At 61.3% G+C, this 26,625-nt stretch carries 27 protein-coding genes and 1 tRNA gene; 6 read left to right on the forward strand and 22 right to left on the reverse strand.

The annotated features are described in order from the left end of the window. Positions 1-13: 13 nt before the first annotated feature. The 4 genes from NKH37_RS08910 to NKH37_RS08925 all read right to left on the reverse strand — a co-directional run bounded on the left by NKH37_RS08910 (position 14) and on the right by NKH37_RS08925 (position 2,531). The gene (locus tag NKH37_RS08910; protein WP_352494832.1) at positions 14-1,516 is read right to left on the reverse strand and encodes an AMP nucleosidase; all 1,503 of its coding nucleotides are present in this window, start codon (positions 1,514-1,516) and stop codon (positions 14-16) included. A gap of 83 nt (positions 1,517-1,599) precedes the next feature. After that, positions 1,600-1,794 (reverse strand): hypothetical protein, encoded by a 195-nt coding sequence (locus NKH37_RS08915; RefSeq protein ID WP_352494833.1) that lies wholly within the window; start codon positions 1,792-1,794, stop codon positions 1,600-1,602. Positions 1,795-1,825: 31 nt separating this feature from the next. Then, a complete protein-coding gene (locus tag NKH37_RS08920) occupies positions 1,826-1,978 on the reverse strand; it encodes a hypothetical protein (RefSeq protein ID WP_023718367.1) in 153 nt (50 codons plus the stop codon). Positions 1,979-2,186: 208 nt separating this feature from the next. Next, on the reverse strand, positions 2,187-2,531 hold the full coding sequence (locus NKH37_RS08925; RefSeq protein WP_023718366.1) for a DUF2147 domain-containing protein: 345 nt from the start codon (positions 2,529-2,531) through the stop codon (positions 2,187-2,189). Positions 2,532-2,986: 455 nt separating this feature from the next. On the opposite strand from NKH37_RS08925, the gene NKH37_RS08930 reads away from it, so the two are divergent. Both NKH37_RS08930 and NKH37_RS08935 read left to right on the forward strand, forming a co-directional pair. Further along, complete coding sequence (locus NKH37_RS08930; RefSeq protein WP_010915070.1) at positions 2,987-3,253, forward strand: SEL1-like repeat protein; 267 nt, start codon at positions 2,987-2,989, stop codon at positions 3,251-3,253. A 379-nt stretch (positions 3,254-3,632) separates the two neighbouring features. Beyond that, on the forward strand, positions 3,633-4,754 hold the full coding sequence (locus tag NKH37_RS08935) for a branched-chain amino acid ABC transporter substrate-binding protein (RefSeq protein WP_352788973.1): 1,122 nt from the start codon (positions 3,633-3,635) through the stop codon (positions 4,752-4,754). A gap of 98 nt (positions 4,755-4,852) precedes the next feature. Here the strand turns inward: NKH37_RS08935 and NKH37_RS08940 are convergent, their stop codons facing one another. The 12 genes from NKH37_RS08940 to NKH37_RS08995 form a co-directional block, all read right to left on the reverse strand. Beyond that, positions 4,853-6,841 carry an acetyl/propionyl/methylcrotonyl-CoA carboxylase subunit alpha gene (locus NKH37_RS08940; protein WP_352885410.1) on the reverse strand — a complete coding sequence of 663 codons (1,989 nt, stop codon included), beginning with the start codon at positions 6,839-6,841 and terminating at the stop codon, positions 4,853-4,855. Positions 6,842-6,953: 112 nt separating this feature from the next. Further along, entirely contained in the window at positions 6,954-7,325 is a 372-nt protein-coding gene (locus NKH37_RS08945; protein WP_023718363.1) for a hypothetical protein, read from the reverse strand. 42 nt (positions 7,326-7,367) lie between these two features. Then, on the reverse strand, positions 7,368-7,742 hold the full coding sequence (locus tag NKH37_RS08950) for a hypothetical protein (protein WP_023718362.1): 375 nt from the start codon (positions 7,740-7,742) through the stop codon (positions 7,368-7,370). 36 nt (positions 7,743-7,778) lie between these two features. Continuing rightward, positions 7,779-8,147, reverse strand: coding sequence for a hypothetical protein (locus NKH37_RS08955; RefSeq protein WP_023718361.1), 369 nt, complete (start codon positions 8,145-8,147; stop codon positions 7,779-7,781). Between the two features lie 45 nt (positions 8,148-8,192). Beyond that, the gene (locus NKH37_RS08960; protein ID WP_353005184.1) at positions 8,193-8,567 is read right to left on the reverse strand and encodes a hypothetical protein; all 375 of its coding nucleotides are present in this window, start codon (positions 8,565-8,567) and stop codon (positions 8,193-8,195) included. Between the two features lie 118 nt (positions 8,568-8,685). Further along, on the reverse strand, positions 8,686-9,216 hold the full coding sequence (locus NKH37_RS08965) for an O-acetyl-ADP-ribose deacetylase (protein WP_023718359.1): 531 nt from the start codon (positions 9,214-9,216) through the stop codon (positions 8,686-8,688). Position 9,217: 1 nt separating this feature from the next. Then, a complete protein-coding gene (locus NKH37_RS08970) occupies positions 9,218-10,825 on the reverse strand; it encodes a carboxyl transferase domain-containing protein (RefSeq protein WP_352481873.1) in 1,608 nt (535 codons plus the stop codon). 4 nt (positions 10,826-10,829) lie between these two features. Beyond that, complete coding sequence (locus NKH37_RS08975; RefSeq protein ID WP_023718357.1) at positions 10,830-11,213, reverse strand: type II toxin-antitoxin system VapC family toxin; 384 nt, start codon at positions 11,211-11,213, stop codon at positions 10,830-10,832. Next, a complete protein-coding gene (locus tag NKH37_RS08980) occupies positions 11,210-11,602 on the reverse strand; it encodes an AbrB/MazE/SpoVT family DNA-binding domain-containing protein (protein ID WP_023718356.1) in 393 nt (130 codons plus the stop codon). Before NKH37_RS08980 ends, NKH37_RS08975 begins: the two co-directional genes overlap by 4 nt. 82 nt (positions 11,603-11,684) lie before the next feature. After that, positions 11,685-12,848 (reverse strand): isovaleryl-CoA dehydrogenase, encoded by a 1,164-nt coding sequence (locus tag NKH37_RS08985; RefSeq protein ID WP_023718355.1) that lies wholly within the window; start codon positions 12,846-12,848, stop codon positions 11,685-11,687. A 47-nt stretch (positions 12,849-12,895) separates the two neighbouring features. Further along, positions 12,896-13,558, reverse strand: coding sequence for a TetR/AcrR family transcriptional regulator (locus tag NKH37_RS08990; RefSeq protein WP_023718354.1), 663 nt, complete (start codon positions 13,556-13,558; stop codon positions 12,896-12,898). A 143-nt stretch (positions 13,559-13,701) separates the two neighbouring features. After that, a complete protein-coding gene (locus NKH37_RS08995; RefSeq protein ID WP_023718353.1) occupies positions 13,702-13,980 on the reverse strand; it encodes an acylphosphatase in 279 nt (92 codons plus the stop codon). A gap of 201 nt (positions 13,981-14,181) precedes the next feature. On the opposite strand from NKH37_RS08995, the gene NKH37_RS09000 reads away from it, so the two are divergent. Beyond that, a complete protein-coding gene (locus NKH37_RS09000) occupies positions 14,182-14,682 on the forward strand; it encodes a MarR family winged helix-turn-helix transcriptional regulator (RefSeq protein ID WP_352588702.1) in 501 nt (166 codons plus the stop codon). 32 nt (positions 14,683-14,714) lie between these two features. On the opposite strand, the gene NKH37_RS09005 is transcribed toward NKH37_RS09000, so the two are convergent. After that, positions 14,715-15,827: a pyridoxal phosphate-dependent aminotransferase gene (locus NKH37_RS09005; protein ID WP_353005187.1), complete on the reverse strand. Its 1,113-nt coding sequence runs from the start codon at positions 15,825-15,827 to the stop codon at positions 14,715-14,717. 119 nt (positions 15,828-15,946) lie between these two features. Here NKH37_RS09005 and NKH37_RS09010 point away from each other — a divergent pair, with 119 nt between their 5' ends. Next, positions 15,947-17,599, forward strand: a complete 1,653-nt coding sequence (locus NKH37_RS09010) for a tetratricopeptide repeat-containing sulfotransferase family protein (RefSeq protein ID WP_353005189.1) — start codon at positions 15,947-15,949, stop codon at positions 17,597-17,599. Positions 17,600-17,873: 274 nt separating this feature from the next. Here NKH37_RS09010 and NKH37_RS09015 read toward each other — a convergent pair whose 3' ends face one another. The 3 genes from NKH37_RS09015 to NKH37_RS09025 all read right to left on the reverse strand — a co-directional run bounded on the left by NKH37_RS09015 (position 17,874) and on the right by NKH37_RS09025 (position 19,858). Beyond that, positions 17,874-19,025 (reverse strand): porin, encoded by a 1,152-nt coding sequence (locus tag NKH37_RS09015; RefSeq protein WP_352481864.1) that lies wholly within the window; start codon positions 19,023-19,025, stop codon positions 17,874-17,876. Positions 19,026-19,159: 134 nt separating this feature from the next. Beyond that, on the reverse strand, positions 19,160-19,402 hold the full coding sequence (locus NKH37_RS09020; protein ID WP_353005262.1) for a GIY-YIG nuclease family protein: 243 nt from the start codon (positions 19,400-19,402) through the stop codon (positions 19,160-19,162). Between the two features lie 365 nt (positions 19,403-19,767). Next, positions 19,768-19,858, reverse strand: a tRNA-Ser gene (locus NKH37_RS09025). 449 nt (positions 19,859-20,307) lie between these two features. Between NKH37_RS09025 and NKH37_RS09030 the strand changes: the two genes are divergently transcribed. Then, entirely contained in the window at positions 20,308-21,492 is a 1,185-nt protein-coding gene (locus NKH37_RS09030; RefSeq protein ID WP_023719899.1) for a porin, read from the forward strand. Between the two features lie 236 nt (positions 21,493-21,728). Continuing rightward, positions 21,729-22,787 carry a tyrosine-type recombinase/integrase gene (locus NKH37_RS09035; RefSeq protein ID WP_502905991.1) on the forward strand — a complete coding sequence of 353 codons (1,059 nt, stop codon included), beginning with the start codon at positions 21,729-21,731 and terminating at the stop codon, positions 22,785-22,787. A gap of 300 nt (positions 22,788-23,087) precedes the next feature. Here NKH37_RS09035 and NKH37_RS09040 read toward each other — a convergent pair whose 3' ends face one another. Together NKH37_RS09040 and NKH37_RS09045 are read right to left on the reverse strand one after the other, a co-directional pair. Further along, positions 23,088-23,981 (reverse strand): alpha/beta fold hydrolase, encoded by an 894-nt coding sequence (locus NKH37_RS09040; RefSeq protein WP_353005191.1) that lies wholly within the window; start codon positions 23,979-23,981, stop codon positions 23,088-23,090. Between the two features lie 398 nt (positions 23,982-24,379). Further along, the gene (locus NKH37_RS09045; protein WP_352856850.1) at positions 24,380-26,413 is read right to left on the reverse strand and encodes a lytic transglycosylase domain-containing protein; all 2,034 of its coding nucleotides are present in this window, start codon (positions 26,411-26,413) and stop codon (positions 24,380-24,382) included. Positions 26,414-26,625 lie beyond the last annotated feature (212 nt).

Here is a 26,625-nt window from a genome sequence, read left to right on the forward strand (position 1 = left end):
GTGCGATCGGCAGCTACTGGAAGGCAGTTTCCGAAAAGCTCCTGAGCTTGCGCGAATGCAGCCGCTCCATCGGCATTTCGGCCAGCTTCTCCATCGCCCTGATGCCGATGGTCAAATGCTGCGCCACTTGCCGCTTGTAGAATTCGGTCGCCATGCCAGGCAGCTTCAATTCGCCATGCAGGGGCTTGTCGGAGACGCAAAGCAGCGTGCCATAGGGCACCCGGAAGCGAAAGCCGTTGGCGGCGATCGTCGCCGATTCCATATCGAGCGCGATCGCCCGCGACTGCGACAGCCGCTGCACCGGCCCGCGCTGGTCGCGCAGCTCCCAATTGCGGTTGTCGATGGTGGCGACGGTGCCGGTGCGCATGATGCGCTTGAGGTCGTAGCCGGAAAGCCCGGTGACCTCGGCGACCGCTTCCTGCAGCGCCACCTGGATTTCAGCCAACGGCGGAATCGGCACCCAGACCGGAAGGTCGTCGTCGAGGACATGGTCTTCCCGTACATACGCATGCGCCAGCACATAATCCCCCAGCGCCTGCGTGTTGCGCAGACCGGCGCAATGGCCGAGCATCACCCAGGCATGCGGCCGGAGCACCGCGATATGGTCGGTGATCGTCTTGGCGTTGGAAGGGCCAACGCCAATATTGACCATGGTGATGCCGCCATGGTTCGGCTTCTTCAGATGATAGGCCGGCATCTGCGGCAGGCGAGGCGGCGCGGCACCCTCACCGGGCGCGCTGTCCCCGACTTTGGTCACAATATTGCCCGGCTCGACGAACTCGACGTATCCGTCACCGCCATTGGCCATCAAATCGCGTGCACGGGCGACGAATTCGTCGATATAGAACTGGTAATTGGTGAACAGCACGAAGTTCTGGAAATGCTGGGGACTGGTCGCGGTGTAATGCGACATCCGATGCAGCGAATAGTCGATCCGTTGCGCGGTGAACGGTGCCAGCGGCCGTGCCTCGCCCAATGCCACTTCGAACGTGCCGTTGGCGATCTGGTCGTCGGTGCCGTCGAGATCCGGCACGTCGAACAGGTCACGGATCGGCCGTTTAATGCGCTCGGCAGCAGTGCCGTCGACATGCGTGCCTTCGAGAAAGGCGAAATGCAGCGGGATGGGAGTGGTCGATTCCGAAACCGTGACCGGAACGCCGTGGTTGCGCATGATCAGCCGAAGCTGTTCGGTGAGATAGCTTTCGAAAAGGGCAGGCTGGGTGACGGTGGTCGAGAAATGCCCCGGCGTCGGCATGTGGCCATAGGCCTGCCGCGAGTCGATCTGGGTGAACGAACTCGTGGTGACGCCGATCTCCGGATAGAAGGCCCGGTAGCGTTTGTTGTTGTCGCCGCCCGCGGCGAGCGCGGCAAATGAATCGCGCAGGAACTTGGTATTGCGGTCGTAAAGCACCTGCAGGGCGGCGACCGCCTTCTTGGCGTCGTTGAAGCTCTGTCGGCCAAACGGCTCCGGCGTGACGACCGATTCAATGGCTTGGGGATAGATTCGCTTTTCCATGACCCAATATAGAGAGTTGGGCGCGCGGTTGGGAGGGGGTAAGGCGGTCTCAGAACGCTGTTGGGCGTTTTCTTTCCTGCGATTCAACCGCGCCGCAGGCTGACCAGCAGCACAAAGCCGAGACCGGACTTCCTCAGCGCAGGCGCCTCGATGGTCGAACCGGCGTCGGCTCGCATCGTCGGTACGGCCAGAACCGGGGCCGCCAGAAGCATTAGGATGAGCGCCGTCCGCGGCAGAAGCCGAAGGGTCTTGAGGACGTTGGCGGTGAGGTGGGTCATGGCGTGGTTTTCTAGATTCTCGCTGTCGGGTTCAGTGGCGAAGCTGGTTCGGGCAACCGAGCCGGCAGGAAATGGCGACGTCCCAGGCGCGGGCCGGACGGCCGGCTTCGGCGACAAGGACAGCAAACAACATGCCGAACAGGCTCATCAGCAGGCAGACGATGGTGAAGCGGCGGGCAAGCATTGCGCGGTGTCTCCTTCAACACGCATGACAATGCCTTGCCCCGGCTGAACCAGCTCTGATGCCGGCGTTCATCTGGGGTTCAAAATGGTTGATGATCTCTGGACGGGCCGCCTTGAAAGCAGCGACCGATGGCGACGCCGTGGCTGCGAGACCGATAACATGAAAACGGGGCCAACTGGCCCCGCTCATCCCGGCAGGAATGGCTCGATCAGAGCTTATGCCAGGTCTGGCTCTTGCAGATCAGCCCGCCGAGCACGCAGCCGCTCATCTTGAGCGAACTGCCGGAAAGCGACGCCTTGCCCGAATAGGTCTTGTCGGTTTCCGGGTCGGTTATCGTGCCGGCATATTTGTTGTCGCCGGCCACCTTCAGTGAACCGATGTTCTTGCCGGCAAATTTGCCGGATTTGAGCGTAATCGAAAATGCCCCGCCGCCACCCGAAATGGCGGCAGTCGATCCGGCTTGCGTTTTCCAATTGCCTTCGATCGGATCGGCCCATGCCGCGCCGGTCATCGTTATTGCGGCCGCGAGGGCCAGGCTCACTTGTCGAAACATGTCTCTCCTCCCTCAGGCAAGTCAATCGGGCTCCGCCCCGGCCGTCTGCCCCTTACGCAAACGTAAGCTAGTCCAGCTCTCGGAAAAACAAAAGCGGTGCCGCGACGGAAGGGTTGCGGGTTTTTGCCCGCTCCCGAACGGCCGCGCCGGCGAAAAATGAAACGGGCCGCACACGTCTTGTGTTCCGTGGTTAGCGGAGTCTTGATCCGCGCCTCGCAAGTTTTCTTCAAATTTTGTGCAAACCGGCGCGATTGCTGGCTTTGTATCCTTAACGAATTTTCGCGTTTACCTCTTGTTTTAGCTTTGTTTTCCTCAAATTAAGCACGCCATTTAACGACGGATTCAAGCCTCCGCGGCATTCTCGAAAGCATCGAAAGAGAGCCGCCCCGAAGGTAGTCAAGGACACCGAGGGACAGACGGAGACACCTCTCGGGAGCCAGAACAGGGGATTTGAAATGGCACGTTTTGAAATGCTTGAAGCCGGCTTCGGCGCCATGGGGGCAACTGCCCAGGCCGATATTCTTTTCGAGTTGGGCATGATGTATGCGACCGGCCGCGATTGCGAGACCGATGTCGTCGCCGCCCACAAATGGTTCAATATCGCCGCGATCAAGGGTTCGGCCCGCGCCGCGGAACTGCGCTCTGAATTGTCGGCCGCCATGTCGAAGGTCGAGATCGCCAAGGCGCTCCGCGAAGCCCGCGAATGGATGACGATGCACTGAATTCGTCAACGTCGACTTCACGGGGTACGGAGTTCACGACAGGGACGCTTCGGGTCAAAGCCGCGCAGACGGTTAGGCCCGAAAAATCAAGGCCGCGCAAGACGGCTGGGCTAACAAGATCAAGAACACGGCAGCGAGCTGTGCAATAGACAGGGAAGGCGAGCGGTTCCTGGCGCCGATGCGTTGGGAAGCTCGATGGCAAAAGCCGCGACCGGCCGGAACAAGGCTGGCGCGGCTTTGTCTTTGGGACCGCGTGTTGCAGGCCCAATCGAGTGCCGACGATGCGCCTAGACAGCTCCGGTGAAGGATGAAATTCTCCCGCCACTCTGGAAGAGGCGCGGCCGGGACGGTCGCGCGAGAGTGGAGGAGTTGTGTCACCATGAAGAAATTCAGTATTTTGAGCGCCGCCATATTTGGCCTGATGATGACCGCGCCGGTCGCCTTCGCCGACGACATCACCTTTTCGGTGGTCGGACCGATGACCGGTCAGCTTGCCACCATCGGCGACCAGTTCAAGCAGGGCGCGCAAGCCGCCACCGACGCGATCAACGCGGCGGGCGGCGTCGACGGCCGCCAGATCAAGCTCGACATCGAGGATGACCAGTGCGATCCGAAGCAGGCAGTTTCGGTCGCGAACCGCATCATCGCCAATGGTGTCAAGTTCATCGATGGCCATGCCTGCTCGGGCTCCAGCATCCCGGCCTCCGCTGTCTACGCCGAAGCCGGTGCGCTGATGATGAGTCCGGCTTCCTCGAACCCGGTGCTGACCGACGCAGCGGCGAAGGCCGGCTGGCCGACGATCATGCGCCTCTATACGCGCGACGATGCGCAGGGCGCTTTCATCGGTCCATGGATCGCCAAGAAATATGCCGGCAAGAACGTCGTCATCATGCACGACAAGAGCGCCTATGGGCAGGGTGTGGCCGATGCCGTCAAGGCAACGATGAACCAGAACGGTCTCAAGGAGATCCTCTACGAGGGCATCAACGCCGGCGAGAAGGACTACTCCGCGCTTGTTACCAAGCTCAAGGAACTGAAAGCTGATGTCGTCTATTTCGGCGGCTATCATCCCGAAGCGGGCCTCATCCTGCGCCAGTCGGCAGAGCAGAACCTCAAGTTCCAGCTGATCATGCCGGACTCGATCGCTTCGCCGGAATTCTGGCAGGTTGCCGGTCCGGCCGGTGAAGGCACCATGTTCGTCTTCCCATCGGATCCGCAGGCGAAGCCCGAAGCCAAGGAAGCCATCGCCAAGATCAAGGCCGGCGGCTTCGTGCCGGAGGGCTTCACGCTGTTTTCCTATGCGGTGATCCAGGCCTTCGCCGAAGGCATCAAGCGCGCCGGCAGCGACGACCCGGCCAAGGTCGCTGAAGCGTTGAAGAACGGCCAGCCGATCAGCACGGTTGTCGGTCCGGTCACCTTCGACGAGAAAGGCGACCTCAAGAACGCCAGCTACGACATCAACCAGTGGCACGACGGCAAATACGCCCCGATCCAGCCGTAATGGCCGCGGCGCCGCAAGCTGCGCTGGTGTAATCGAACATGGCCGGGGTCAAACCCGGCCATGTTGTTCTTGGCGATGCCTTTGTGACGCGTTCGAGATCACTTCGTGGATAGGGAAACAGCAGTCAGCTGTGGTTCCTCGGCAAAGCGAACCAGCACGGTTCCGTCGGTGACCTGCGCGCCTTCGGCAGCGATCTCGGCGATTACCCCGTCATGGGGGGCGGCAATGGTGTGCTCCATCTTCATCGCCTCCAGGATCAGCAGCGGCTGCCCCTTGATCACAGCCTCGCCTTTGCCAGCACGAACCAATTTGACCAGTCCCGGCATTGGCGCGCGTAGGCTGCCGGAAGCGGCTGCGGCTTCGTCGGCCCGCGCCAGCGGATCCGGCACGGCAAAACCGTAGCCGATGGCGCCTTTGAAGATCGTGACGTGGCCCGGCCAGCGGGCGAGGCGAGGCGCGGCGCGGAGATCATGTGAATTGGCGCTGTCATAGGGGGCATCCAGCGCCACCTCGAACCGTCCGTCCGGCCGCACCGACACGCGCGCGCCGATCTCCTGCTCGCCAAATTTCAGCAGGGTGCGCCGCGCTACAGCGTGGAAATGCGCGTAGCCGGCCAGTGACGACCAGGGATCGTCGGAGGACGGCAAGTCGCCCGCACCAGACGCGGCAAGTGCCGCGGCGGCAATCGTCTCACCGCTCGGCGGCGGAACCGCCGTCAACGCCTGCTGATGCCTGGCGATCAGGTCGGTATCGACATCGCCCGCCGCAAAATCCGCATCAGCGGCCAGCGCGGCAAGAAAGGCGGTGTTGACCGTCGAGCCGGCGATTTCGGTCTGCGACAGCGCCGCGCCGAGTGCCGTGAGCGCCGCCCGCCTGTCCTTGCCATGGATGACCAGCTTGGCGATCATCGGATCGTAAAACGGCGAGATCGCATCGCCGGCGCGCACACCGGTTTCGATGCGCATGCTCGCACCTTCGGGCGCCGGTTGCGGAAATTTCAGATGGTGCAAGGTGCCGGTCGCCGGCAAAAACCCTCTTGCTGCGTCCTCGGCATAGATGCGCGCCTCGAAGGCGTGGCCGGAGAGCGCGATCTCGCTCTGCGTCTTCGGCAGTTTTTCGCCGGAGGCCACCCGCAACTGCCACTCGACCAAGTCGATGCCGGTGACCATTTCGGTGACCGGGTGCTCGACCTGCAGGCGGGTGTTCATTTCCATGAACCAGAAACGGTCGGCCTTCAGACCTTGCGAGGCATCGACGATGAACTCGATGGTGCCGGCGCCGGAATAGTGGATTGCCTTGGCGGCCTTCACCGCCGCCTCGGTCATCGCCTTGCGCAACGCCGGCGTCATGCCGGGGGCAGGCGCCTCCTCGATCACCTTCTGGTGGCGGCGTTGCGCCGAGCAGTCGCGCTCGTAGAGGTGCACGACATTGCCGAAACTGTCGCCGAATATCTGCACTTCGATGTGGCGCGGCTTGTCGACATATTTTTCCACCAAAACGCGGTCGTCACCGAAGGCGGCCTTCGCCTCGCGCCGCGCGCCAGACAGTGCTTCCGAAAAATCATCAGGATGCTCGACGCGCCGCATGCCCTTGCCGCCGCCACCGGCGCGCGCCTTGATCAATACGGGGTAGCCGATCTCGCGCGCCTTGGAGGCGAGCAACACGATCTCCTGCGCCTCGCCATGATAGCCCGGCACCACCGGCACGCCGGCCTTTTCCATCAGACGCTTGGCCGCGTCCTTCAATCCCATGGCGCGGATCGAGGCCGCCGACGGCCCGATGAAGATCAGCCCCGCCGCGACCACCTGGTCGACGAAGTCGGGATTTTCCGAGAGAAAGCCGTAGCCCGGATGAATGGCCTCGGCACCCGTGGCCAAGGCCGCCGCGATGATCTTGTTACCCCGCAGATAGCTTTCGCCGGCAGGCGAGGGACCGATATGCACCGCCTCGTCCGCCGTCTCGACATGCAAGGCGCGAGCGTCGGCGTCAGAATAGACGGCGACGCTGCGCACACCCATCCTGCGTGCCGTGCGGATCACCCGGCAGGCGATCTCGCCACGGTTGGCGATCAGGATCTTGGCGAACATCGGGCCTCCACAGGCAGAGCTCGCCGCCAACGGCGCGAATTCTCTTCACGCGAGCTGCGGCAATACCCCGCTTTGTAATCTGGCCGTCAAAGGATAGGCAAGCGAGGCCTGCCTACTTGGAGGCCGCGATTTCGCAAGCTCCACCGGTCGTGACCTTGTAATGGCTGCGGGTGGCCTGGCAGGATTTCATAGCCATATCCTCGGCAGCCTTTTGCGAGGGCGCATTCAAGCGCGAGCCGCACATGATGTACAACGAACGCACTCTGGAATACGGAGTGGTCGCATAGGCTGAATGGCCGCTGGCCGCCACATACGCCTTATATGCCTTGGTACACGGCCGATCCGCGGTTGCCGGCAAATACGGGTAGAAACGGACGTCGCCCTTGCTTCCAGCTAGCGACTCGGCGGCGCCAATATTCGGTGCAGAGGCCACGAACAGTGCAAGTACCAATATGGTTGCTCGCCTGATGGATAAAGATTTCATTGCCCAACCCATTTGAAAAACCCAAGACTGGTAGATATTCAGCTATTTGGAGGCGGCTATTTCGCAGCCTCCGCCTGTCGTAACCTTATAACTGTTGCGGGTGGCCTGACAGGATTTTAACGCCAACTCTTCGGCAGCTTGCTGTGATGGTGCATTCAAGCGCGAGCCGCATATGATGTACAGCGAACGCACCCGGGAATACGGAGTGCTTGCATAGGCCGAATGGCCACCGGCCGCTACATAGGCCTTGTAAGCCATGGTGCATGGATCCTTCGGATTCTTCGGCAAATAGGGGTAGAAACGGGTCTCGCCCTTGCTTCCCGCCAGCGATTCCGCCGTTCCTATGCCAGGTGCCGTGAATACAAGAAAGCCGGCAAGTATCGAAGCGATTGTACTTTTGACGTGTCTCGGTGTCATTTTTCCCCCTGGAAGAGCGAACGCCAACAGCATCTCCTACTTGGAGGCAGCGATGCTGCAAGCTCCCGCGGTTGTGACCTTGTAGCTCCTCTTGGCTGACTGGCAGGATTTCAGCGCCTGCGCCTCTGCAGCCTTTTGCGACGTTGCATTTGCACGCGCGCAAATCATGAACTCGGTCGCCCAATTGAATGGAGTCGACGCATAAGCGGAATGGCTGCCGGTCGCCACATAGGCCCTGTATGCCTTCTGACAGCCTCCCGTCGAGCCAGGTGCGAAATAGACGGGATAGCGGCTGTCGCCCTTGCTTCCCGCCAGCGACTCCGCTGCTCCGATACCGGGCGCCCCCAACACGAGCAACCCTGCAAATATGGATACAGTTGTTTTCTGAAAAAGCTGAAGTCTCATCTTCGCCCTATCCCCCATTGCTATCTGGCCCTTTGATGCCGAAAGCTACTTGGAAGCGACTACGCCGCAGCCGCCGACCATGTCCACTTTGAACTTCTTGCGACCGGATTCGCATGACTTAAGCGCGAGCGCTTCGGCAGCCTTCTGGGACGGTGCGTTAATGTGCACGCCGCAGACGAAATACAGGACCCTTGCTCCGGTGATGGTCGATGCGTAGGCGGAATGACCGGCCGCAGCCACATAGGCGTTGTAGGCCTGCCTGCAATTGCCTTCCGAGCCTTGCTGAGGGAGATACACGAAGGAACGCTTGTCGCCGACTTTCCCAGCCAGCGACGCCGCTGCACTGACGCCAGGCGTCGCTAATATAGGCAACCCCGCAAGTATAGACGCAGTTGTTTCCTTGAAAAGCCGCCGTTTCATCTTCGCCCAATCCCCATTGGTATTTGCGATGACCAATAGCCGTAATTCTTTCGGCTGGCCAGATGAAGAAGCAAAAAAATGGTCTGGAGGTGTGGACGGGTTCGTCGCCCGCGCAGGGTCACACCCTGCCGAGTGCAGCAACGACCCGCTGATACAGTTCGGCCGTCGGCTCGTCGAAGCAGCAGAAAATGACGGTTTCCGGAACGATGTTCTGGCCGATGAAGGCACTCACGGCACCGACAGCAATTTGCGTCGCCTGATCCTTAGGATAGCGGTAGACACCGGTCGAGATCGCTGGAAACGCCACCGTCCGGCAGTCCTTTGCGGCGGCGATTTCGAGTGACCGGCGATAGCAGGAGGCGAGCAGCTCGGCCTCTCCTTTGCTGCCGCCTTGCCAGACCGGTCCGACCGTGTGGATGATGTAGTGTGCCGGCAGCCTGTAGCCCTTGGTGAGTTTTGCCTCGCCAACCTTGCAGCCATTCAGCATCCGGCATTCGAACTCAAGCTCGGGGCCGGCCGCCCGGTGGATGGCGCCGTCCACGCCGCCGCCGCCGAGAAGCGAGGTGTTGGCGGCGTTGACGATTGCATCGACCGCCAGCTTCGTGATGTCGCCGGTGTGAACGCGAATCCTCTGGTCGATTTCGCTCATCTCACATCCTGAACACGCCGAACCGGGTCTCCTCGATCCCGGCGTTCAGCGCGGCCGACAGGCTTAGCGCCAGCACCTCGCGGGTCTTCGCCGGATCGATGATGCCGTCGTCCCAGAGCCTTGCCGACGAATAGAGCGGGTGACCTTCATGCTCGTACTTCATCAGGATCGGCTTCTTGAATTTTGCTTCCTCTTCGGCGCTCCACTCGCCACCCTTGCGCTCGATGCCTTCGCGCTTGACCACGGCCAGCACCGTTGCTGCCTGTTCGCCGCCCATCACCGAGATGCGGGCATTCGGCCACATCCACAGGAAGCGTGGCGAATAGGCGCGTCCGCACATACCGTAATTGCCGGCGCCGAACGAGCCGCCGATGATCACGGTCACCTTCGGCACCTTGGCCGTTGCGACCGCCATGACCAGCTTGGCGCCATCCTTGGCGATGCCGCCGGCCTCGTATTTTCGCCCGACCATGAAACCGGTGATGTTTTGCAGGAAGACCAGCGGGATCTTGCGCTGGCAGCACAGTTCGATGAAGTGCGCGCCCTTCAGCGCGCTTTCCGAAAACAGCACGCCATTGTTGGCGACGATGCCGACCGGCATGCCGTTGAGATGGGCAAAACCGGTGACCAGCGTGGTGCCGTAATTCTGCTTGAACTCATCGAACTCGGAGCCGTCGACGATGCGGGCGATCACCTCGCGCACGTCGTAAGGCTGGCGCAGATCCGTCGGTACGATGCCGTAGAGTTCATGTGGATCGTGAAGCGGTGGGATCGATTTCTTCAGGGCCAGGCTTACAGTCTTGTTCCGATTCAGGTTTTTGACGATACGCCGGCATATTGCCAGCGCATGCTCGTCGTCGAGCGCATAGTGATCGGCAACGCCGGAAAGCCTTGTGTGCACGTCGGCACCACCGAGGTCCTCGGCGGTGACGTCCTCGCCGGTGGCCGCTTTCACCAGCGGCGGCCCGCCGAGAAAGATGGTCGCCTGGTTGCGCACCATGATTGTCTCGTCCGACATCGCAGGCACATAGGCGCCGCCGGCCGTGCATGAACCCATGACGCAGGCGATCTGCGGAATGCCGGCGGCCGACATGTTGGCCTGGTTGTAGAAGATGCGGCCGAAATGATCGCGGTCGGGAAACACCTCGTCCTGATTGGGCAGATTGGCGCCGCCGCTGTCGACCAGATAGACGCAAGGCAGATTGTTCTGCAATGCGATCTCCTGTGCACGCAGATGCTTCTTCACCGTCAGTGGATAATAGGTGCCGCCCTTCACCGTGGCGTCATTGACGACGACCATGACTTCGGTGCCTTCGACGCGGCCGACGCCGGCGATGAGGCCGGCCGAGGAGATGTCCTCGCCATACATCGACCACGCCGCGAACTGGCCGATCTCGAGGAAGGGCGAGCCGGTATCGAGCAATTGGGCAAGACGTTGCCGCGGCAGGAGCTTGCCGCGCGAAACATGCCGCTCACGCGCTTCCTCCGAGCCGCCGTGTTCGACCGTAGCAGCCTTTTCCGCAATATCGGCGACCAGCGCCCGCATGCGCTCGGCATTGGCGCGGAAAATATCGGAGACGGGCGAGATCTGCGAGGTGAGGGGGGCCATGGCGCTACCGGATCAGCTCGATCTTGCAGCCGACATCCAGGTCGCCCCAGTCGCGATCGGCGGTGACGGCAATGGCGTTCTCGCGAATCGCCAGCGCCAGGCAGGCCCGATCGCCCAGCGACAAGCCGCGATGCCGCGTCAGTTGGCGAAGCTGGCCGGCGGCGATGCCCATCGCTTGGTCGAAAACGGCGATCGGCATGCCGAGACTTCCGAGGTCGTCGGCAGCCTGTTCCAAGCTGCGTCCCTTGTCGATCAGCTTGGCAATGATCTCGGCCGCATTGACTGAACTGCATTGTGCATCCGGCGCGAACCCCAAAGCATTCTCGGTGCCTTGCTCGTTGAGCAGGATTGCGAGCGCCGCCGAACTGTCCATGACGTAGGGCTTCATTTCACCCGCTTTCCTGTCGTCCCTTCGGCGTGAAGCCGGTCGAGACGCTTGTCGCTTCGACGCTGCTCTTCCCGCCGCTCCTTCAGAAATTCGTCGACGACGCTTTCACCGGGCTGTTTCAGCGCCGACAATTCGGCCTGAACGCGTCGCAGATTCTGCAGCCACGATCTTACCCGCAACTCGCCGTTTTCGACATGAAGGATCATGTCCTCGCCAGGCTTCACGCCCATCTCCTCGCGCATCGCAGCAGGGATGACGAAGCGCCCGCCCTCGCCAAGCTTGACGCGCTCGCGTTTCGCCGGAACCCGAAGCCGCGTTTTGCGAGCGCCAGCATCGAACTGTGCTTGCGGATCTTCATCAAATCCGGACTTTCCCGTTCTGCCCGCCATGGTCCGTCTCGCTTGTATTTATGGCATATGTCCAGAAGTATGCCATATCGTGCGGCTTCTGGCAAATCTCAAAAGAATGCCATTAGGCGCCCTCCGCCATGATTTCCCGCCCGATCAGCCAGCGACGGATTTCGCTGGTGCCGGCGCCGATCTCGTAGAGCTTGGCGTCGCGCAGCAGCCGGCCGGTAGGGTAATCGTTGATGTAGCCGTTGCCGCCCAAAAGCTGGATGGCGTCGAGCGCCATCAGCGTCGCCTTTTCGGCGGCGAACAGCACGCACCCGGCGGCGTCCTTGCGCGTCGTCTCACCGCGATCGCAGGCGGCGGCTACGGCATAGACGTAAGCACGCGCCGCATTCATCGTCGCATACATGTCGGCGAGCTTGCCTTGCACCAGCTGGAATTCGCCGATCGGCTGGCCGAACTGCTTGCGTTCGTGCACGTAAGGTATCGCCACGTCGAGGCACGCAGCCATCAGCCCGATCGGGCCGCCGGCCAGCACGGCGCGTTCGTAGTCGAGGCCCGACATCAGCACCTCGACGCCGCGCCCTTCCTCGTGCAGCACATTGTCGAACGGCACTTCGACATCCTCGAACACCAGCTCGCCGGTGTTCGAGCCGCGCATGCCGAGCTTGTCGAGCTTTTGCGCAACGGAAAAACCGGCAAAAGCCTTTTCGACGATGAAAGCGGTGATGCCGCGCGAATGGAGTTCCGGATCGGTCTTGGCGTAGACGACCAGCGTCTCGGCATCCGGCCCGTTGGTGATCCACATTTTGGTGCCGTTGAGCACGTAGCGATCATTGCGCTTTTCGGCGCGCAGGCGCAGCGACACGACATCTGAGCCGGCACCCGATTCCGACATCGCCAGTGCCCCGACCTTTTCGCCGCTGCAGAGCGAAGGCAGATATTTTTCTTTCTGCGCCTGCGTCGCCCAGCGGTTGATCTGATTGACGCAGAGGTTGGAATGGGCGCCGTAAGAGAGGCCGACCGAGGCCGAGGCGCGCGAAATCTCCTCCATCGCCACGACATGGGCGAGGTAGCCCATGCCGCTGCCGCCGAAATCGGGATCGGCGGTGATGCCGAGCAGGCCGAGCCCGCCGAGCTCCGCCCACAGATGTGCCGGGAATTCGTTCGAGCGGTCGATCTCGGCGGCTATTGGCGCGATTTTCTCCTGGGCGAAGCGCCGCACCAGATCGCGCAGCGCCTCGATGTCTTCGTCAAGCCCGAAGTTGAGCGTCTGCGTGTACATGCCGTTCCTCCCGGCGCACGACCCCGAAATCGGGATCATGCGCGAAATCAAAGTGCTACAGCGTCCTTTGCGCGCTCGAATGGACGCACGGTGCCGTGGCTCGTCCTCGCGCCATCGCTCTTTGCTCCAGCAAGGCGCATTGTCATTGCTAGATATGTAGCGGTGACTTCGGCGATCGACAGCCGTTCGCCCGGCCGGAACCACACGATGACGCCGGTCATCATCTGGATCAGCGCCATGGCGGTGAGCCCGGTGTCCTCGACGCTGAACAAGCCCGCTTCGACGCCGTCGCGCAGAATGGCGCGCAGCTCCTTCTCGTAAGCGGTGCGCATGCGCAGGATCTGCGTGAGTCTTTCGTGCGACAGGCTGCGCAGCTCCATGTTCGAGACATGGGTGGAATGGCGGCGTTCGACGTGGAAAGCGATGTGGTTTTCGACATAGGCGGCGAGCCGCGCTGCCGGATCGGCGCCGACAGGGCGTGTTGTGCGCCACGCCTCGATCAGGCCTTCCATATGCTCGCGCATCAGCGTGAACAGAAGGTCCTGCTTGGTCGGGAAATAGCGGTAAAGCGCCGCTGCCTGGACGCCGACCTCGGCCGCCAGTTGGCGCATCGACATCGCCTCGTAGCCGAGACGCGCAATCAGGCTGACCGCCGCCTCGCGGACCGCAGCTTCGGTCTTCTCTCCGTCGGAACCGGTCGTACGCGCCATGACAAGCCGCCTTTTCAGAACAATAAAACAAACGTTCAATTAATTCAAGGAGTGTGTTCGGGTAAGGCAATGGCTTCAGGTTTGCTCTATCTGCACCCTGGAGATTTTGTGCGATGGAAGCGAATGAGCAGGATCATGCCTTTCTAGGCAACAATCCTGAAACCCGCGGACATGTCGCGTGCCTCGATCTCCTCGACGTCAACTTTCGAAACCGCTGCCCCTGGCGGCCCTTGCCGAAGCCGTTCGATCATTGTCGAGACCGCCGCATCGGCCCCTGCAATCAAGGCTGTCACCGAGCCGTCAATTTCGTTGCGCACCCAACCGGCAAGGCCAAGTCCAGACGCCTCGCGCCGCGCCCAGACCCGATAGCTGACGCCTTGCACCTTGCCATATATGCGTACCTGCACCGTCCGGTCGTTCATCGCGCTCTCCATCCTTTGAGTCGAGTCTGGCGCATCGCCATGCAAATTCAACCGCGCAGCGTGGATCGAAGGTCTCTCCCGGTCGCGGTTCGCCAGCTTCGCATTGCGAGACAGGCGGCGTGCTCCATCAAATGATTGAGTAAGTCAAATAATAGGCGATCATAGTTCGACGGGAGCGGTCTTCCCCCGAAGGAGGTCGACATGCCGGCCGAACGGAATGCCCTTGTTACCGAGATCCGCGGCTTCAACCGCTACTATACGTGCCTGATTGGGCTGCTCGACGAGACCTTGACGCACAGCGCCTATACGCTGGGCGAGGCGAGGCTGCTGTTCGAATTGGGCCACCGATCCCGTGCTGCCGCCAACAGCGACGGTGAGGCAGGGTTTCTTGCGCGGGCGTTCCACCTCGATCTCGGGCCGGCGGCCTCCGAAATCGCTGCCGAACTCCGGCTCGATCCGGCCTATGTCACACGCGTCCTGAGGAAATTCGCCGCCGCCGGCCTGACCGAGATACGCACTGACCCGTCCGATCGGCGTCGACGCATCCTGTCGCTGACCGCTCGCGGAAGTGCTGAGCTCGCCAGGCTTCAGGCTGCGGCGGATCGCGATCTCGCCCGGCTGACGGCCGGCCTGGCCGATGAACAGGCTGCCGAACTATCGGACACGCTGAAGCGGGTCATGCGCCTGCTCGGGGAGAAATAGCGGGCAGCACTGGAATCGGGGCGTTGCGCCCCTCAGTTCCCCCGTGCTGCCGCCAGTGCGCCCGGCAGTGCCTCGGCAAAAATGTCGAGCTCGTGGTCGAGGCCGACGCTGACCCGGATGCAGCGGTCGAGCACCGGCACTATCGGCTTGCGGATGAACACGTCGCGCGACAACAGCGCCTGCAACACCTTCAGCGCGAAGGCGCCGTCGCGGCCGCAATCGATGGTGACGAAATTGGACGCCGAAGCCAGCGGCTTCAGCCCGTTCGCCTCGGCTATTCCGGCGATGCGCAGGCGGCCGGCGGCGACCCGCGCCACCACGCTCTCCAGCCAGTCTTGATCGGCAAGCGCCTCGACACCGGCGATCTGCGCCATGCGGCTGACGCCATAGTGGTTGCGAATCTTCTCGAAATCGCGAATCACCTGGGCCTCAGTCACCGCATAGCCGCAGCGTATGCCCGCCAGTCCATAGGCTTTCGAAAAGGTGCGCATGCGGATGACGTTCGGCCGCGCCACATCGATCGGCGGCAGCGCTGAGGCTGGCCCTAATTCCCCATAGGCCTCGTCAAGCACCAGCATGGTGGTTTCCGGCAAGGCTTCAATGAAGCGGCTGAGCTCAGACGCTTCCCACCAGCTGCCCATCGGATTGTCCGGGTTGGACAGGTAGACCAGCGGCGCCTTCTCCCTGGCGACTGCCGCCAGCAGGCCGTCGAGGTTTTCCCGGTCGTTCTCGTAAGGCACCGCGACCAGCCGGCCGCCGACGCCGGCGATATGGAAGTTGAAGGTCGGGTAGGCGCCGAGCGAGGTCACCACCGCGTCGCCGGGCGCCACATACATGCGCGCCACCAGGCTGAGCAGCCCGTCTATGCCTTCGCCGACGACAACGTTTTCGGCGCCGACGCCGAGATGCCCGGCGGCGGCCACCTTCAGATCGTGGTTGTCGGGGTCGCAATACATCCACATGTCCCCGGCAATCTCGGCCATGCGGGCAACGACGCGCGGCGAAGGGCCAAAGCTGCTCTCATTGGCGCCGATGCGGGCGCGAAAGGCGCGGCCGCGATCACGCTCCTGCGCCTCCGGGCCGACAAACGGCACCGTAGAGGGAAGCGCGGCGATAAGCGGCGTAAGGGGAGGGCGCAGGCGCATGGTAAAGGCTCGTTCGAAAGGGGCCTCTTGCTAACCTGCCGGCTTGGCTGGCGCAAGTTCCGCGGCCGGCGGGAACAGTTAGGCTGGATTCTCGCGGATCATTTTGCTAGCGAGACATGATGAGCAACCGACTGCCGCCCGCTTGGTCCAAGCACATAAAGTCCCGCCCGGCGCCGAAAGTGGAACCGCCGAAAGTGAAACCGCAGTCGCGCGCGCAAGCTGACGACATGCTGTTGCGACAGGCGCTCGAACTCCAGCAAGCCAAGCGGCTCCCGGAGGCCGAGGAGTTATGCCATCGCGTTCTCGCCCGCACGCCAAACCACCCGCTTTCGCTGTACATCCTCGGCACGCTGGGGCTCGGTATCGACGATGAGTTGGCTCTCAAATATTTTGCACGAGCAGTAAGCCAGACGCCTCAAAATCCATATTTCCACCTTAGCCTGGGAGAGGCCGGTCTGAAGCTTGGCGACAGCTTGCTTGCGATCAGGCACCTGCAGCGCGCCTGCGAATTGAAGCCCGATCTGGTGGAAGCGCTTTGCGGACTGGCGCGTGCCTACGTCAACTTCGACAAGGCCGAGATGGCTTTGCCCCTTTACGAGAAGGCACTGAAGATCAACGGCGACCATCCCATGGTCCGAATTGGTCTGGCTGGTGCGCTCGCCAGCCTCGGTCGCATGGACGAAGCCAGAGCCTATCTCAATCAGGCAATAGAACGTCGCGTCGATGTTGGGGCAGCCTACAACTACCTGGTCGACACGCAAAAGTTCACCGAAAAACCTGCCGAGCTCGACTCTATCCTGCGCGAACTCTCCAATCCCAGGCTCGAACCGGTTGCTGCATCCCAGCTCCATCACGCCGCAGGCAAAGTGCTGAACGATCTCGAGCGCTACGATGAGGCGATGGATCACTTCCAGAAGGCAAAAAAGGCCGCTGGTCACGATTTCGACCTGGAGTACTACCGCCGAAGTGTCGATTCCATGATCGAGATATTCAGCCCGTCACTATTGGAAGCCAAGGCTGGCCACGGCAGTCCGTCCGAAGTGCCTGTGTTTGTGCTGGGCATGCCCCGGTCGGGGACGACGCTGACCGAGCAGATCTGCGCGAGCCATCCGGATGTCCATGGCGCCGGGGAGCTTACGAAGCTGCGGCGAATCGCGAACTCGATGGGCTTTAGAACACAATCGGATGAGGACCTGCGCAGTTCGATCATGTCGATGACGAGGGATCAGTCGAGGGCGCTGGCCGAAGAATACCTGTCTTATCTGCGCCAGCACGCGCCTGCCGCGCTCCGCATAGTCGACAAGATGCCGCACAACTTCGAGTTTATCGGAGTGATTGGAATTCTTTTTCCCCACGCGCGCATCATTCATTGCCGGCGCGATGCCATCGACAATTGCGTGTCCTGCTTCGTCTTGCATTTCACCAAGGACCACGGCTATAACGCCGACCTTGAGACACTCGGCCTATACTACCGCGAATATGATCGCTTGATGCGGCATTGGAATAAGGTCTTTCCCGGACGTATTTTCGAAAGCCGCTACGAGACGCTGATTGCGGATCAGGAGGCGCAGTCGCGCCGTCTCATCGATCATCTCGGCTTGCCTTGGGACGATTCCTGCCTGCGCTTTTTCGAGAAGGACAGGTCGGTCAATACCCCCAGCCGCTGGCAGGTGCGGCAGCCGATCTATACATCATCGGTCAAGCGCTGGAAAAAATATGAGAGCACAATCCAGCCGCTGATTCACGCCTTGGGAGATCTAGCCGAACTTTGAACGAGTGGGTGGCGTCGGCAGGCCGCGGTCGACGGTGACTTGCTGTCGATATCCGTTGATCCTGTAGGCCAGCCCTTCAGATCGTGCCAAGATCTTCATTTTTTGCATGTTCGGACAAGCGGGCGCGGCGAGCATTGCAATTGACCAGCTCAGCCCTGCGATAGGTATTCAGTGGCAGCCTGCATTCATGCACCGAGAGTTGTTACCTGCGTCGCCCGATACGAAAAACCCGGCGGTTGGCCCGCCGGGTTCGATCTCAATCAGGTTCGGATTGTTAGAATGAGCGCTGGAAGCGCAGCATCCCGCCGACGCTGTCCTTGTCGTCGGCGTTGGTCCAGTTGCGATCGTAGGCTTTATCAAACTGACCGTCGCGGGCCCAATCGACTTCGGCAGTGATCGTGAAGCCGGGAACGATATCGTAGGCGATGTTCGCAGCGACGCCGTAGTTCTTGTCGTCGTCAACCGATGCCTGGAGGTTGAACGAGGTCTTCTCGTTGATGGTGTAGGTGCCACCACCCCAAACTGCCCAGTTGCCGCCCCACTGCTTATAGAAGTTGCGGTCGATGTTGTCGTCCGAACCGTAACCGGCCATGACGAACAGTGTCAGGTTCTGTATCGGCGTAACGTCGACGCGAACCTTGCCGGCCCACTCTTCCCAAGTGCTGTCATAGGCAGCAACACCGGTGATCGAGCCCCAACCCTGCGTGTATTTAATACCGCCGACCACATATGGAACATAGCTGTCGATCGAATCATTGCCGCTGTTGCTGTCTTGGAAAATGCCAGGATCCGCATCGGCACTGCCTGAGCCCGTTTCTAACGAAGCAACGGCCGAGAAGCCGTTGCCGGCGTCGAAGTAGTACTGGACGACATTGGTGTCGAAGCCGCCATAGGGGACCAGCGTATCCTGGATGACGTTGCCGGCGTAGCCGATGAACGTGTCAAAGGCCGATTCGTCTTTGCCGACGCGCAAACCACCGAGTTGGACCCAGGCAAAGTTCAGCGAAACACTCGTACCGCCATTAAAGTTGTCATCAAGGTAATCGTTGTGGTTACCCCAGTTGAAACGGGTCTCGGTGTAGGTCTTCAAGGTGCCGAGCTCGGTTTCCTGGCCGGTCCAGGTCTTCAGCGTGAAGCGGGCGTGCTTGTAGTAGGTATCCTGCGAGCCGCCGTCCATCTGGTCCGTGGTCTTCGCACCGTCGAAGGAGCCGACGTCGCCGATGCCGATGTCATAGCGGACATAGCCACCGATGCGCAGGCAGGTTTCGGTGCCGGGGATGTAGAAGTAGCCAGCGCCGTAGACGTCGCAAATCTTGACGTATTCAGCGGGTTCCGGCTCGGCGACGACGACGGCGTCGGCGGCGCGCGCACCGGAAACTGCGATCAGTGCCGCAGCGGAGCCGAGAAGAAGGCTCTTGATGTTCATTTTCTGACCTCCAGTCAGAATCGAACAAAAGAGCGGAGTTGGCGCCGTGTGTTTCTGTAGTAAGTAGCTGAGATTGCGATATTATTTCGGAAAATCGTTGATTTTTGCACGATCACGTGAGCAGCCGCGGATGTTCACCAGAGGCGTTTGCTGGCAAAAGCATGCCCGGAACCGGATTTGAGATAACGCTCGAATGAAGTCGCCTTGGCTTGGTTCGAGAAGGCGATACAGGTCACGATCCGCCACGGCAGGAATTTGGACGTATGGCTGGATTTTCCGGCGTTGTGCTCGGCGATCCGTCGCTTCAGGTCCGAGGTCACACCGATATAGCGCTCGCCTTCCGCGCTCTTGCTTTCCAGCAGGTACACATACCACACGAACCGGCCCTCCCTCGCCAAGGCATCGGAGTACATCCTCCTTCGCGAGGAAGGATATGCCAACCTGATTTTGCAACCGTTCCAAGGGGTTGCGCCCTCCTTCGCTACGGCTTCGGAGGGCATCCTGCTTCACGCGGAGAGGGATTCGCTGCGAAGCGCGCAGCAGGGTTTCGGGCCTAGCGGCCCTCCTTCGCTACGGCTTCGGAGGGCATCCTGCTTCACGCGGAGAGGGATTCGCTGCGAAGCGCGCAGCAGGGTTTTCGGGGCTAGCGGCCCTCCTTCGCTACGGCTTCGGAGGGCATCCTGCTTCGCGCGGAGAGGGATTCGCTGGACTTGTCCTGCGAAGCGCGCAGCGCGAAGCAGGATGGCGGAGAGGATGGGATTCGAACCCACGAGAAGCTTTTGACCTCTACTCCCTTAGCAGGGGAGCGCCTTCGACCACTCGGCCACCTCTCCGTTGCGCCGGTGGATAAAGAAAAGCGCCGGCACAATCAACAAGCTGGCGCTATTATCCTTGAAAAATCGACCCTTCGCCAAAGCGCCGCCCAGCGATGTGGCGATTCTGCGGCGATTCCCTGGTTCGCGACCCGCGCCATGGTCACATTTCGGGCCGACCATCGCCGGAATCCGCCGTTTGCAACGGCTTGCGAAGGGCTGTTGGTTAACGGGAGCTTTCGGAGTGAGGCCAAATCGTGTCATTTGTGCAACAACGCCGGGGTATAGCGCCAACACAAACCTTTTGCCGGTACGATCGTGGTTGAACGCCGCCGCCTCATGGGTAATGTCGGGTTTGAAGGAGCGGCGCGGTGCGCATCTTTTTCGGTAGTGGGGATGGGGCAGGGAACGCTGTCCTTCAGCAAAGAATACCCAGACCCGTTTTTTAACTTTTGACTGGAGGTCAGAAAATGAACATCAAGAGCCTTCTTCTCGGCTCCGCTGCGGCACTGATCGCAGTTTCCGGTGCGCGCGCCGCCGACGCCGTCGTCGTCGCCGAGCCGGAACCCGCTGAATACGTCAAGATTTGCGACGTCTACGGCGCTGGCTACTTCTACATCCCCGGCACCGAAATCTGCATGCGCATCGGTGGCTATGTCCGCTATGACATCTCCGCCGGCGATGCGGGCGCGTTCACCGGTGCCCGTTACCAAGACCTTTCGGAGGCCTTGGAAGGCAGGGACGATGTCAACGACGGCTATTTCAAGCAGGCTCGCTTCACGCTGAGGACCTATACCGGCCAGGAAACCGAGATGGGCACCTTGAAGACCTACACCGAGACCCGCTTCAACTGGGGAACCGGTTATCACGGGGTCGATCTCGACGGCAACCCGGCCACCCCTGATGCACAATTCTCCAGCTTTGGCAGCAGAGGCGTTTCGCTGAACTTCGCCTGGATCCAGCTCGGTGGTCTCCGCGTCGGTAAGGACGAAACGGCCTTCAATACGTTCACCGGTTACGCCGGCAACGTCATCAACGATACGCTGGTTCCCTACGGCGGCTTCGACACCAACGTCATCCAGTACTACTTCGATGCCGGCAACGGCTTCTCGGCCGTGGCGTCGTTGGAAACCGGTGAAGGCTTTATCCTCAACGACGACAACACCGCGCTCCACCTGGGTCACGATTCGATCGACAGCTATGTTCCATATGTCGTCGGCGGCGTGAAATACACGCAGGGCTGGGGTTCGATCTCGGGTGTCATTGCCTATGACAGCGCAGTGGAAGAATGGACAGGCAAGGCTCGCCTGGACGTGACGCCGATGCAGAACCTGACGCTGTTCCTGATGGCCGGCTACGGTTCGGACGACAATATCCCACGCAACTTCTACAAGCAGTGGAGCGGCAACTGGGCAGTTTGGGGTGGTGGCACTTACACCATCAACGAGAAGACCTCGTTCAACCTTCAGGCGGCGTATGACGAAGGCGAGAACGTCGGCATCGCGGCGAACATTGCCTACGACATCGTTCCCGGCTTCACGATCACGGCCGAAGTCGACTACCTGCACTTCGGTGACAACAATTTCGACAATTGGACCGGTGCTACCGACGAAAACAGCATCGGCGGTGTCCTCCGCTTCCAGCGCTCGTTCTAAGGGCTGGACTTAAGCAACTGAAATCCAGCCCGGGCGCTTCAACGCCCGGGCTGTTTTATTTTCGCGACTGGTAGCAAACAGAAGGAAAAGGGGGTTCGGTAGCTGAACAGGGTTGTGGAACGATGTCGTTGGGATCCACCACTGGTGGATGAAATCGGCCGCAACGCTTAAAACTCTTGAAAGGGCACCGCCAAGCAGGTAGGTCTAGGCCTATCCACTCGGGGGTGTGGCGAATAATGACGAACGATGCGATTCAAGAGGGAGGAACCTCTGATCATTTTTCGATGTTTTCTTCTCAGACTGCAAAGATAAAATACAGCTATAACAAGATACGAGAAGTAAAGTCGCATAGGATCGGAGAACTTTTTTCAGCATACCGGGATATACTTTGGGATGATGGGCGGCATAAGTACAATGTCAGCTCGTTCATCGGCGAAATAGACGAGATTCTCCTTGGGGAGCGTTTCAGCGCCTTTGACCAAAGCACCCTCGACAACCTTATCGGCACCTTGCGCCAGCGCGGCAACAGCAACGCAACCATCAACCGGAAGATGGCTGCCCTCAGCAAACTGCTGCGCAAGGCTCACAAGATGGGGGATATCCATAGCCTGCCCGAGTTCCGCCGCCAGAAAGAGCGGGCGGGACGGATTCGTTTCCTCGAAAGGGAAGAGGAGGCCCGGCTGTTTGCCGCTATCAAAAGCCGCAGCGAGGACGCTTATCGGCTTTCCGTCTTTCTCGTCGACACCGGTTGCCGCCTCGGCGAAGCGCTGGGCTTGATCTGGAACGATATCCAGGAGCACCGCGTCAGTTTCTGGATCACCAAGTCCGGCCGCAGCCGCACCATCCCGATGACCGAGCGGGTAAAAGAGGTGATCAAGCTGCCGGCCACCGAGGGCCGCCGGCCTAAAGGCCCGTTCACCAAGCTTAGCCAGGCGCAGTTTCGTGCCATCTGGAACGATGCCAAGGCCGAAGTCGGGCTTGGCGCCGACAATCAGGTCGTGCCGCACATATTGCGCCATACATGCGCCTCGCGTCTCGTCCAGGGCGGCATCGATATCAGGCGTGTGCAGATGTGGCTCGGCCACCAGACGCTGTCCATGACCATGCGCTACGCCCATCTGGCCACCAACGATCTCGACGGTTGCGTCACCGTGCTTGAGACGCCGCGGTACAGTGGTTCGGACGGCGGCGGGGCAAGTCCGTTGTCCTCTCCACCTTCGGCAAGGCGGGAACCAAAAGGTGAGCCGGCCGCAAGCAAGGCACCAAAGCCCGCGAAGAGAAGCGCCAAATCCTGACGGTTTGGGTGGATCTGGCGTAAGTCGGTCGATCTGACAACGGATTGCAGGCCAATACATCAAGTCGGCGCTGCCCCTCACCCTCTCCCCGTGAAAAAACGGGGAGAGGGGAGTTCGTCAGCGTTGCGGCCGTCTGTCCTTCTCCCGTCACTACACGGGGAGAAGGTGCCAGCAGGCGGATGAGGGGCGGCGCCGACATCCAACAATTATTCTCCGGGACGCCAGCAGAGCTGTTAATCGCTGCCAGAATGCTTCACAGGTACAAGATAAGGCAGAGAGTTACTTAAACTTACCGTGGTTTTACTTCCAACCGCTCCGCCGCTCCACCCGATCGAAAAAACCAGCGATCCTGCCCGGCAGGATCCCGGACTCCAAAAACGGTGCATGCCCCTGGCCGTCAGCGGTGATCGTCTCGATATCGGTATGGCGCGTCCGCATCTGCTCGAGCGTTTCGGCGGACAGCAGCTTCGAGTTGGCGCCGCGTATGACGAGCATTGGGATGGCCGCCAGCGCGTCGAACTGTGGCCAAAGATCGGGCATCGGCCGGCTGGGATCGAGGCCCGCCAGCGTATCGACCAGTTTCGGATCGAAATCGGGCAGAAATCCCTCCTCGGTCTCGCGGTAGAGGGCTGACGCCATCCGCTCCCAATCCGCATCGGTCAGCGCCGCAAAATCGGCGCCATGGGTGCTGCGCAGGCCGCGGACCACCTCTGCGTACGCCTTCGGCCTGGGCGCGGGGTCGAGATAGGAGCGGATATGGGCGAGCCCTTGCGTCTCGATCACCGGGCCGATGTCGTTGAGGACGACGGCCTTCAGCACGGCCGGCCGCATCGCCCCGAGCACATGGATGATCAGTCCGCCGCGCGACGTGCCGATGAAGGCAGCCTCCTCGATGCTCAGCGCCGCCAGCCCGGCGAGAATATCGCCAGCTTCGATGCCGATATTGTAATGGCCGATATCGGCATCGTAGGCGGACTGCCCGCGCCCGCGATAGTCGAAAGCGACGACCTTGCGCTTCGCCTGCGTCGACAGATAAAGCGCCAGCTCGTGAAAATCACGGCAATTGCGGGTCAGGCCGGGCAGGCAAACGACTGGCCAGCGGCCGGAATTCGCTTCGCCGTAGATGCGGGCGTACAGGGACAGCCCGTCCGGCGCGGCGTAGAAGAAATCGGAGAAACCCTGCTCGGTTGCCATGTGGACTCCGTTCCTCTCGCTGCTGGCTTGTTTCAACTGCTACAGGCGAGGGGCCGGTAGGGTCAAATAGGGGAGGCGCCGAAGTTGCAGGGTCCCTCAAGGGGGAGATTGGCTGTCATCGTCGCTTTCGCCAAGTTTCGTCGGATGCAGAAAGGCACTGTCCACGAAGCTGCCGATCTCCCCCTGGTGGGACCCTTGGGGAGATGTCCGGCAGGACAGGGCGGGCCGCTGTCCGCCAACTCGACGTCCGGAACTTTCAAAGCCTGAAACAAAAACCCGCCTCGTTGGGCGGGTCGTCGGTGCGAATCAACACCATATTTAAATTAGTAGCATAGCTGCCGGCACAAAGCAAGAACAAAATACGCTGTGACCGGCAAACCTGGCTTGAAGCCCGGCCGTCACCCCCGGCCGTTCACCAGATCCCCGACAATGTCGTACTTGCCGGAGATACGCATCTTGTAGACCTCATAATTCTCCATCACGCGCTGGACGTAACTTCTTGTTTCCGTATAGGGAATCCGCTCGATCCAGTCGACGACGGCATCGACGTCCTTGCCGCGCGGATCGCCGTATTTCGCCACCCACTGGGCGGCGCGGGCGGGGCCGGCATTGTAGCCGGCGAAGGTCAGCACGTAGGAGCCGTCGAAACGGCCGAGTTGCTCGCCGAGAAAGGCAGCGCCCAGCGTTGCATTGTAGCCGGCATCGGTGGTTAGCCGGGCCTGAGAAAATGTCATGCCGGCCTTCTTCGCCAATTGCTTGGCGGTGCCTGGCATTAGTTGCAGCAGTCCGCGCGCGCCGGCGCTGGAGATTGCGCCGATGTTGAACTCGCTTTCCTGGCGGGCAATCGCATAGGCCAGCGCCTTGCCCGAGCCGGAGATGTTGGCGGTGTCGGGAATGACGCCGAGCGGATGCGACAGCGCGCCGACATCGATGCCGCGGGCGCCGGCGATCTTGCCGATCTTCAGCGCCATGAAATGGTTGCCTTGTCTTTCCGCCAACACCGCAAGCAGCGCCAGTTCGCCGGGGTTGTTCAGCTGCCCGGCGAGGTCGCGGTAGAGCGTCTCGGCATAGCGGTCATAGCCGGCCTCCTGCAGCCGCTTGATGGCGCTGACCGCCTCGCGGGTGGCGAAATTCTGGCGGTCGGCGGCACTTGGCTGTGGGTAGACGATGTTGAGGGTCTGCCGGCCGACGCGCTCGCCGGCGAGTTGGCCGTAAAAGGTCGTGCCGTAGCTTGCGGCGCGGCTGAAATAATCCTTGGCATTGCCGGGGCCGCCGACTTCGGCGGCGCGGCCGAGCCAATAATAGGCGCGCGACAGCGACATCGGCCCTTGGGCGAGCTCCGCGATTCGCGCAAAATGCTTGGCGGCGATGCTCGGGTCGTTGAGGCCGCGCAGCGCGTACCAGCCTGCATGGAATTCCGCCTCGGCAGCATTGGCGGGACTTTCGGCGGCATGCGCGGCGACTATTCTGTAGGCGGTCTTCATGTCGCCCTGGTCGACCAGCTCGCGCGACAGCACCCGGCGCTCGACCCACCAGGCGTCCGGATCGACCAGAGCGTCGCGGTCGCCCGGCGCCTTCATCACCAGCGCGGCGGCGTCGGAAAATTTCTGCTGCTTGCGCAGATATTCGGCTTCGGCAAAGAGATAGCCGGCCGCCCGCTGCGCTGCCGGCACCGCCTTCAGCAGCTTGGCCGCGTTCTTGTCGCCTTTGGTGACTGCCGCCCAGGCATCGGCCAATTGCTGGGCGCGGGCGAGACCGGCGACGCGCAGCGCCGAAGCGACCCGGTCGGCATAAAACATCCGCTCCATGCGGAAGCGATGGTCGGCGGCCGGAATCAGCGCACCGAACTCGCGAATGACCGCCGCCTCGTCCCTGGCTTCGAGCTTTTCGGTCCGCCAGAATGGCGACAGCACCGAGCGCGCCGCCTTGGTATCGCCCAGTGCTACATAGGAGCGGGCTAGGATCACCACGCCCTCGAAGGTCAGCGGCTGGCTGCCGTCGAACGCCCGCACCACGATCTGCGGCGTGGGGTTCTCGCGATAGAGCGCGCGCTCGCTGTTCTTGCGCAAGGCGATTGTACCCGGCCAGTTCGGCAGCATCTTTGCCGCATCGGCGATGTCGCCGCTCGGCACCTGGTCGCCGCCATAGAGCGCGATCGCCCAGGCAAGGATGTGCCGGTCGAGCGATTTGGCCGGCAGCGCTTCGCGCACCTGGCGCGCGCGCGCAATGTCGTTTGCCGCCAGCGCATCGAGACCGCTCTTCAGCACCGCGACGCTCGCGGACGGGGACTGCTGCACCGCATCGTTCTGCGGCTCGGTCATCGGAATCGCCGACGTAACCTGCACATCGACGCTGCTGCCGATCGCCGCGCCGGGAATCAGGGCGACGATCGCGCCGATAAGCGCGAAAAGATGAGGCCGCCTGATCGGCATGGATTTGGTCATCCCCGTTCTTCGACGCTACAACAGACACAGATGAATTGAAGCTTACTCGTCTGTGATGAAGGGCCCGTAAAGAAAACCTTCTCGAGGTCATTCGAATTGCAATTGCTGGCGCAATGCTTGCCGCGCAACAATGTCGAGACTATGGTGCGCCGCTTCGCTTTCGGCTAGAAGGCGCGCACGACAAACCCGAAAGTCCCCAA

Origin of the sequence: Mesorhizobium sp. M1217, from assembly GCF_040318275.1 — a bacterium.
GTDB lineage: Bacteria > Pseudomonadota > Alphaproteobacteria > Rhizobiales > Rhizobiaceae > Mesorhizobium.

Coding starts and splice junctions, on each gene's coding strand:
- NKH37_RS08910 (WP_352494832.1), bottom strand. CDS start 1,516: ATGGAAAAGCGAATCTATCCCCAAGCCATTGAATCGGTCGTCACGCCG.
- NKH37_RS08915 (WP_352494833.1), bottom strand. CDS start 1,794: ATGACCCACCTCACCGCCAACGTCCTCAAGACCCTTCGGCTTCTGCCG.
- NKH37_RS08920 (WP_023718367.1), bottom strand. CDS start 1,978: ATGCTTGCCCGCCGCTTCACCATCGTCTGCCTGCTGATGAGCCTGTTC.
- NKH37_RS08925 (WP_023718366.1), bottom strand. CDS start 2,531: ATGTTTCGACAAGTGAGCCTGGCCCTCGCGGCCGCAATAACGATGACC.
- NKH37_RS08930 (WP_010915070.1), top strand. CDS start 2,987: ATGGCACGTTTTGAAATGCTTGAAGCCGGCTTCGGCGCCATGGGGGCA.
- NKH37_RS08935 (WP_352788973.1), top strand. CDS start 3,633: ATGAAGAAATTCAGTATTTTGAGCGCCGCCATATTTGGCCTGATGATG.
- NKH37_RS08940 (WP_352885410.1), bottom strand. CDS start 6,841: ATGTTCGCCAAGATCCTGATCGCCAACCGTGGCGAGATCGCCTGCCGG.
- NKH37_RS08945 (WP_023718363.1), bottom strand. CDS start 7,325: ATGAAATCTTTATCCATCAGGCGAGCAACCATATTGGTACTTGCACTG.
- NKH37_RS08950 (WP_023718362.1), bottom strand. CDS start 7,742: ATGACACCGAGACACGTCAAAAGTACAATCGCTTCGATACTTGCCGGC.
- NKH37_RS08955 (WP_023718361.1), bottom strand. CDS start 8,147: ATGAGACTTCAGCTTTTTCAGAAAACAACTGTATCCATATTTGCAGGG.
- NKH37_RS08960 (WP_353005184.1), bottom strand. CDS start 8,567: ATGAAACGGCGGCTTTTCAAGGAAACAACTGCGTCTATACTTGCGGGG.
- NKH37_RS08965 (WP_023718359.1), bottom strand. CDS start 9,216: ATGAGCGAAATCGACCAGAGGATTCGCGTTCACACCGGCGACATCACG.
- NKH37_RS08970 (WP_352481873.1), bottom strand. CDS start 10,825: ATGGCCCCCCTCACCTCGCAGATCTCGCCCGTCTCCGATATTTTCCGC.
- NKH37_RS08975 (WP_023718357.1), bottom strand. CDS start 11,213: ATGAAGCCCTACGTCATGGACAGTTCGGCGGCGCTCGCAATCCTGCTC.
- NKH37_RS08980 (WP_023718356.1), bottom strand. CDS start 11,602: ATGGCGGGCAGAACGGGAAAGTCCGGATTTGATGAAGATCCGCAAGCA.
- NKH37_RS08985 (WP_023718355.1), bottom strand. CDS start 12,848: ATGTACACGCAGACGCTCAACTTCGGGCTTGACGAAGACATCGAGGCG.
- NKH37_RS08990 (WP_023718354.1), bottom strand. CDS start 13,558: ATGGCGCGTACGACCGGTTCCGACGGAGAGAAGACCGAAGCTGCGGTC.
- NKH37_RS08995 (WP_023718353.1), bottom strand. CDS start 13,980: ATGAACGACCGGACGGTGCAGGTACGCATATATGGCAAGGTGCAAGGC.
- NKH37_RS09000 (WP_352588702.1), top strand. CDS start 14,182: ATGCCGGCCGAACGGAATGCCCTTGTTACCGAGATCCGCGGCTTCAAC.
- NKH37_RS09005 (WP_353005187.1), bottom strand. CDS start 15,827: ATGCGCCTGCGCCCTCCCCTTACGCCGCTTATCGCCGCGCTTCCCTCT.
- NKH37_RS09010 (WP_353005189.1), top strand. CDS start 15,947: ATGAGCAACCGACTGCCGCCCGCTTGGTCCAAGCACATAAAGTCCCGC.
- NKH37_RS09015 (WP_352481864.1), bottom strand. CDS start 19,025: ATGAACATCAAGAGCCTTCTTCTCGGCTCCGCTGCGGCACTGATCGCA.
- NKH37_RS09030 (WP_023719899.1), top strand. CDS start 20,308: ATGAACATCAAGAGCCTTCTTCTCGGCTCCGCTGCGGCACTGATCGCA.
- NKH37_RS09035 (WP_502905991.1), top strand. CDS start 21,729: ATGACGAACGATGCGATTCAAGAGGGAGGAACCTCTGATCATTTTTCG.
- NKH37_RS09040 (WP_353005191.1), bottom strand. CDS start 23,981: ATGGCAACCGAGCAGGGTTTCTCCGATTTCTTCTACGCCGCGCCGGAC.
- NKH37_RS09045 (WP_352856850.1), bottom strand. CDS start 26,413: ATGCCGATCAGGCGGCCTCATCTTTTCGCGCTTATCGGCGCGATCGTC.